General features: G+C 44.9%; 2 protein-coding genes. Both read right to left on the bottom strand.

The window, feature by feature from the left end:
* Positions 1–3,915, bottom strand: a 3,915-nt coding sequence (locus AB4Z17_RS15930; protein ID WP_441960780.1) for an ATP-binding protein, incomplete at its 3' end; no start/stop codon positions are given.
* A 177-nt stretch (positions 3,916–4,092) separates the two neighbouring features.
* Positions 4,093–7,842, bottom strand: coding sequence for an alpha-L-arabinofuranosidase C-terminal domain-containing protein (locus AB4Z17_RS15925; RefSeq protein WP_441960779.1), 3,750 nt, complete (start codon positions 7,840–7,842; stop codon positions 4,093–4,095).
* Positions 7,843–8,072 lie beyond the last annotated feature (230 nt).

Below are 8,072 nucleotides of genomic sequence, written 5' to 3'. Positions count from 1 at the left end.
GGGATCAGCTGCGTATGAGCTGCGTGAAGCATTTGCGAGTACAACCGAATCACCTGTCTTAACCACATAACGGACGATAGCCTCCGCGTACGAAACCTCTCCATCACTCTCATTCCTAGTGCCAGCCTGATCTGCAATGGTGAAAATCTCTTCATGGCTCTCCAGCACATATCCCTTTTCCGCACCGGAATACCGAAGTGCCGACTCCAGGAATTGGCTCATTACATTAGAGTCATCTGCCTTTCTTGACCAATCTGTAATTTGCCGTATAAACGCCTTTTCATCAATGAACATTGGCCTGGTTTCATGGATAGTGCTTACTTGTCCAATTTCCTCAGTGGCAGCCACGCTTTCTGTTTGTAGTTCCGCCATAGCTAATTTCAGTGTGGAATTTGAATCTATCAGTCTTTTTGCTTTAGCAGTTGCCCCCCATCTTGAATAAGCAGCGCAGGCATCTGCAATCAGAACATCCGCTCCGGTAATACTCCCAGCTTCCCTATAGAAGAGTGAAGCACGCTCACAAGAAATAGCCTCCATTAGCCCATTTTCTTCCCTTCGAGCTTCTCGGGTCGCTCCCTCAAATCCTTTGGCTGCATTCACTCGGTCACCATCAATACGGTGGAGCTCAGCGGTTATGAGCAAATATGCTGAAGATTCATTCCCGTAATATCCCGTCCATTGCCTCATGCTGCGCAATTGCTTGTTAAGCTTTGCGCGAATGCCCTTTTGCTCATCCACCGCTGCCTCCGCATACATGGCAGCAAGCGTCAGGGAATGGTAAATATGCTGTTTGCGCACTTGCATCCGGGTTTGACGAAACGTGTTGAATTTGCCCTTCTCTACCCATTCCAGGGCATCGTGATAGCGTCCGAACAAATAAGCAATTTCTATCTGACTGGTACAAGTATAATAAACCTCATTATTCAGCTTCTCCTCGAATCGATCCTTCAGCACAGGCACTACGACTTCATCGTATTCACCCGCTCCATCCTGCATTTGTGCGGCATACCACCTTGCAATGCGAAAGATATTCACTGTGACTTCATCCAGTAGCTGCTGTGAAATTTCTTCATAATTCGAAATCCGTGCAGTAAGTGTATGCAAATCTCCGGTATGAGTGGTCGTAGAGGTTAGCATAGCGATACTTACATAGGACAGATTAATCGATTCCATCCCATAGTAAATCGATTGCTCAAAATGCTTGACGCTTGCTTCAGGATTCTGCTGCAGCCCAACAAGCCCCTTAATATAGTGCAGTCTGCTTCGCAAATCCGAGCTTTCAAAGGAGGCTGATAGCTTAAATGCCAAATCTATATATTGGGGTCCCGTATGATAGAAAGAAATTTTAAAAATAATCATGCCATAGCCAGCAAGCATAAAAGCGAACGCTTCGTTGCTTCCATGCTTTAGAGCGTAGCGAATGAACCTTGAGAAAAGTACAGCAGACAGTTCAAGGCTTAATGTAAATACAGAAGATGATATCGCCATGACCAAGTCCGACAAGGCTTTATACTTAGGATTACGATTAATCGGTAAATTCATAATCTCATGCCGCATACTAAATAATGCACTTTGCGTCATGATCAATTCCTTTACGATGACAGCTTTAGAGGGCTTACTGGAAAAAATCCATCCAAATTCCTCCAGCGCCTGCTTTCCAATCTGGACAGCAAGCTCGTCATTCTTCAAGTACGAATACATGGCTATGCGTTTCAGGTAAATCTGAGAGCGCTCCACCAAGTCCGTAGTACAGGACATCAATTGTTCGAGCAGAGCTTCTGCCTTGTCTATGCGACGGCACATAAATTCACATTCAGGCAGCTCCAGCATCAGACGATAGGCTAGTGAGCTCGTACTCCTCCAATCATCCCCCGCAAGCTGCAAGCCTTTTTCAAAAAAGTTCAGAGCAGCCGCAAATGCTGTTGCTGCCTTCGATTTCAAACCTGCCTGATAATTATATTCAGCTAGCTCCATCTTTTCTGCTTCATTTACCAGCTTATCGCTGCCCATATTCAAGTGATACACCATATCATAAATGGAGTGTTCATGCTCTTCTAATGAATGGTCGCCTAACACACGGCCGATGGTCAGATGCAAGTTCGCTTTTTCCGCTTCGGCAATAGTCATATAAGCTGCCTGCTGCACACGGTCATGCATAAATGTATAATAACCTTCATCCGCTGCTGCATCATCCATCTCAATTTCTCTACTTAATAAACCCTCTTCCTCTACTAAATGTAAAAGCTGAAGTGTATGAAGCGGAGAGCGGCCGCTTACTAAAGCGATCGTAGTGGAATGAAAACGATGACCAATCGCTGCACCTATGGCAAGCAGCTCAATCATATCCGGTGAAAGCATACGAATACGGGTCCCGATTAAATGAAGAATGTCAGGATGTTCCGGTATCTGTGTAACTGCCGCAGCATCCCAATTCCAAATCGCAGCTTCCTCATCATAATAAAGCTTATTCTCACGATACAGGCTGTCTAGAAGACGATGTACGAATAGTGGATTACCGCCTGTTCGATGATATAGCACCTCTGCAAGTGTTCGTACACGAGCCGAATTTTCGTTAAGAACATGCGAAAGAACTTGCCTTACATCCAAATAGGTCAGCGCTTCGAGGGCGATATGCTGTACAGGTATCGATGAGCTTGCATGCTGCAAGTTAAGTGTGTTCTCCATCCATACGGCTGCTTCACCTTGATTTGCTCCGTTGTCCGAGCAGCCAGAAGCCGTTTCTACTCTTAACGTTCCTATTACTAGTAAGTTTAATCGATTGGGAGCATGGGCAAGCGAACGAAGGACATCCAACGTAGCTGGGTCTGCCCATTGTAGATCGTCTAGAAAAATAAGGAGAGGATGTTCCTCTTCAGCAAATATATTCATAAAAAGAGGAATCAAGCGATGAAACCGAATAGCCGCTTCGGCAGGAGGCAGCGGCTCCACAGACGGAAGTTCGCCAAAAAGCTTAGCTGCTTCTGGCAGCAGCTGTACGATAACAGCTGCTCCTTGACCTAATGCCTCTTCCAACTGCAACTTCAGCTTTGCCATTCGTTCAGGGGACTGGCTGTATATTTGCCGAATTAAGCTCCGCAGAGCCTGCAAGAGCGGCGAGAGCGGAACGTCACGATTCATCAGATCACATTTCCCTCCAATGAACAGACTGCCTTCTTTTCTAGCCAGCACCTGAAACTCTCGAATAAGCGCGGTTTTTCCACTGCCTGCACTTCCGCTAACGAATACGAACGAAGACACGCCGGCTTGCGCCTGTTGCAAAGCCTCGCGGAGCGCCCTTCCTTCCATTTCACGACCAAAAAGAGTTTTTGGCAGCTGAAACCGACTAGCCTCATCGACACGAGCGATTTCGAAAGGGATGATTTCTCCTTTTTTCTCCATGGAAGAAGCACAGCTTTTCAAATCAAACAGCAATCCAAAAGCACTCTGATAGCGGTCTTCTGGCCTCTTCGACAACAGCTTCATAATAATATTTTCGAGAGAACCCTCCAGCTCCAAACGCACCTTACGCAAAGGCATTGGCACAATCGCAAGGTGGGCATGCAGCCATTCTTCCATAGTCTGTGCTTGAAAGGGCAGACGACCTGCGAGCATGTGATAAAATATCATGCCGATTGCATACAAATCGCTTCGTTCGTCAGCCTTACGATTGATTCTGCCTGTTTGTTCAGGAGATAGGTAGGCGTAATCTGTTATTCTTTCGTCTGTGAGCACAACACTATTTATTTCCGATTGAATGAGTATCCCTGCTGGATTCAAATGACCGATCAGTAGGTTTTGCTTATGAGCCTTATGTACGGATTCAGTCAGCGCGATCRCTATATGTAAAAAGGAAGGTGTATCCATTTTATTTCCGTTCAGCAAATCCTTTAACTTAACATTATTTGCAAGCAACATGTTATCCAGTCCCCCATCTAATCCGTGCAATGCTACTTTTCCAAAACGTTAAAGGCTATTCCATAGTTTATCACTGTTCAGTCATGTAATGAATAAGAATTACAAACAGATCTGGTTGCCAATAAAAGAGCCTCAGAGACTAGTCTCTGAGGCTCAATGATAAAGTGTTTTTCTCGATTACATTAGGCTCACTATAATAACATTCACGGAATGGGCGGCCAAATTTATTATAGCAGCGTTATTCTCGATTTGTATTTCAGCTTCCATTGGGGTTATTTTCTCATCGTTCTTTTTGTTCACATTCGGAACATGAACAAGTGAAGCATCACCCGTTAATATGACCCATTTACCCGTAGCAGCTGCATTTATCCCTTTAAAATCAAGCTTCACTGCTTTCTCCACATCGTCTGCATTAACCAGCTTCACATACATATGCTTGTCATCTTTGGTTACGGAATGATAGATTTCCCTGTTATAGGCTTCCAGTTTATAATCCAGAACCTTGCTTGCTGCTGCGCCATCCGTATAGGAACAGATCAAATGCTGGCCATTGGCTCCTCCATAATTCACTGTAATCGTGTATTCGGTATGGTCGGCGAGCTCTTCATAGCAGCTAGCTCTCAAATTGCCTGCGGCTGTGCTCGAGGAGTAATCCCCTAACGTATAGCCCTCAATTCCTTGCTTATACACCTTTACGCCAGTGGCGCTGCCATTATAGCCGATCGCATATTCTATAACATCCTTATTGTCGGGTGAAATATCGGTCAAGCCTGCGCCTACATAAAAACCGTCTGTACCGGATATTCGTTCTGCTGCAACCTCAACTTTGTAATTGGTCCATGCTTCATTAAGGATATACAATCCATTCAAGCCTCTGCTCTGCGCTTTTAATACCAAGCCTTTGGCCGAATCAAGCGTATAACCTGCTGAGCCCGGAATGACTTGCCAAGCCGCATTTAATTCCTTCGTAAAATCCTGTTCAAAAAGTACGCTGCCATCCACATTGGACGTTACTTTCACACGCTTCACAACAATATCAGCATTTCCAGCAGCCACTTCAATGCCACCGCGAGGGATGAGCGCAGTCCGCTCACCGTTCCGATAAGTCGTAAACGACGTATCTGCTACTTTAGTACCAATATATTTTCCGAATAGCTGCTGCACGTAATAGTTCGGTGTATACCATACCGTTTCATCATCAAACCAAATACAATCCGGGGTCCATCGATATGTACCATCTGTCAGAACCTTATTAAACAACGGTGCAGTTGCTGCTAATCGAACGACATCCGAGTTATTCTCGAAGCTGGTCATAATCGCTGCTTCTGCAATTGCCCCAGCCAATGTGTTTTTATCCGTTGAAGCATATTCGCCGACAAATACTTTGGAGGTCTCGGCTTCATTCAGGCTGCCATCATCATTGTAAGCTCTGTAATAGTAATTATATCGGTCCGCATTAGCTAACAAATACTCATTCGAACGATAGTAGTGCTCATCCGCAATCGTATCCATGTAATTCTTTTGCTTCTCATACCACGTAACGGTTTCTTCAATGCGCGACATACCGTCCGTAAAGCTTATCGTCTCCGAGCCTGCCAAGCTGCCGCTTAAAAACTTCCAGCCCTGCTGATAAGCATCATCATCCGCTTGCGCGCCCACGGTTGAAATAATATGCAGCTCATATCCAGCGTAATGCTGCTCCATATAATCATCAATAGCTGCTTTAAAGTATTCAAAGTTCGCAAAAAATTCTGTGCCCCAGTTTTCATTGCCCACGCCTAAGTAATGCAAATCAAACGCCGCTTCGTGGCCCATTTTTTTACGCAAAGCAGCCCATTCGTTATTCTCAAAATCTGTACTAATCGCAAAATCGATTAAGTCTGTAAAGTTTTTGACGTAATAGTCCCTAAGCTTGCCGCCAGCGGGATTCGCGTAATCCGAACGAGCCTGGCAAAGCACGCCGCAGGCCATAACTGGGAGCGGAGTGGCGTTCAGATCTTCAGCCAACTGGAAATATTCCATATAGCCAAGGCCCATCGTCATCATGTAACCCCATACGTTAAAGTTTTCTTTGCGCAGCTCCACATCCCCTACAGATTCCTTCCAATCGTATACGTTTTCCCAAATGTGAGAGCCCTCCGAAATACAGCCGCCTGGAAAACGAAGAAAAGTAGGATGCAAATCAAATAGTGCGTTTACTAAGTCTTTTCGCAGTCTATAGTTTGAATTTCCTTTAAAGTTTGCATGAGCCGTCGAGGATCGCTGTTCCTCGCCCGCCCCCCAAACATCCTCCGGCATCAGTGAGACCATATCGATCGAGATTTCGCCGTTAAAGGTTAAAGCCAATTGACCAAGCACCGTTGTTAAGCCCGTCAATACAAGGGGGCTGTCCACACCGTACTTTTTCCATATGCCTCCGCCTTCTATTTGAACAACCACTGTGTCGCTGATGGAGACACCCTCTTGATGCAGCAGCTGCAAGGTGATCGTGCCTGCCGCTTCAGCTCTTGCCCAGATCGTAAAGTTGTATTTGRCAGCTTGTCTAATCGCCATTGCACAGTTTTGATTGGAATCCGCAAAACCTCGATTGATTATCGTCGCTCCGCTCGCTACCGTTACATAATGAGCATTCACATCTTTGTCTGTCATTCCGAAAAAATCATTTAAACCGCCCGTATTTTTCACCGTCATTTGCTGCGTATCGCCAGACCATGCATGCAGAGGCGTGTAGTTTCTTCCTGTTGAAGCACCATGCTCGCCGCACACATGAGAGTAGCTGTCGAACGCAAATGACTCGAAGGAGCGGTTCTGCACGAGCTCTGCGTATATACCACCATCAGCTGCATTGTTAATATCCTCATAAAATAAGCCGTATAAAACAGGACTGACATCCAATATCTCTTTGCTTCCATTAATAGTCAACGTATACGGTGGTACACCCTGAGGAAGTACAGATACGGTGAAGCTTTTTACAGCAGAGCTTGCTCCTTTACTTACGATGGCTGTCATCGTTACGCCCTTTGCCGACTGCATTTCCTTGTTGACGATTCCCTCATTAGAAATCGTGCCGATATCACTCGATGCCCATGATACGCTCACTTTGCCGCCCATTAGAGAAGAAGGCAGTGCAATATCTTTTGTAATCATGGAGGTTGGGAACATTAAGTACTTGTCTTTGGCAAGTTCAACAATCTCTTCATCCGTCAACGATTCGCACATCACTTCAATTACTTCATCTTGTGTTAGTCCCGCTTTGTATACACGGAAATCCGAAAGCGAACCGCAAAAATCCACATCTGCATCGTACTGGGACATTCCAATATAGTTGTTGCAGTAATTCTCTTGGTCAGCGAAAGAAGCAAACCATGCACGCAATTTAGCATAGGTACCGCTTGATGTCTGACTGATCGTTCCATCTGCAGCCACCTCGCCATTCACATATACAATCGGTCCTGCACTGCTGGATGTACCGGACTTCGTTCCTGCTACAGACATAGAAATATGCATCCATTCTCCCGCCGCAAAAGTTTTTCCAGGATCTGCGATCAAGTCTTCCCCTGCAAAACAAGCTGCACGCAAATTGCGTGTTAAGAACATATAAGGACCTGTCTGCCCCTTGCCGAAATCAAAAATTCTTTCCCATACGCTTGATCCTTTTCCCGCATATACCCAAGTTGAAATGGTAATACCGGTCAAATCACTAACATCCTTCAAGAGATCCACAGGCAGCTGCACATAGGATGTGCCGTTGCGTCCCCCTGAAAGCATGACTGCAGTCTTGCCTCCTACAGTTTGAATGGAAGCGCCTGATGGCGACCCGTCATTTCTATTCCCAGAGCTGTCCTTGCCGATATGTTCAGCAAGATCAAACTTGTATTGCGCGATTAAACTATCATTAATAAATTTATTACCGTCATTACGTTTCATGTAAGATCACCCGTCATCTTTATTTTAGAATCAAAAATAACCTAACTATCATATGAATTCATACGAGAAAAGACAGTAAATACACAAATCCATTTCATTTCACAAGAGTATAATAACATAAACATTATTCAATTAACATAATTACTAATTATTATTTTTAATGATTATATCTGTTAAACCTGATGGCTGTAAACCAAAGCACAAAAAGCCTCTTTCAGCGTTAGGAAGAG

It is taken from the genome of Paenibacillus sp. TAF43_2, assembly GCF_052113545.1.
Taxonomy (GTDB): Bacteria; Bacillota; Bacilli; order Paenibacillales; family Paenibacillaceae; genus Pristimantibacillus.
Note: the sequence above shows the minus strand (reverse complement) of the source record. Positions and strands in the feature narration are given on the sequence as shown.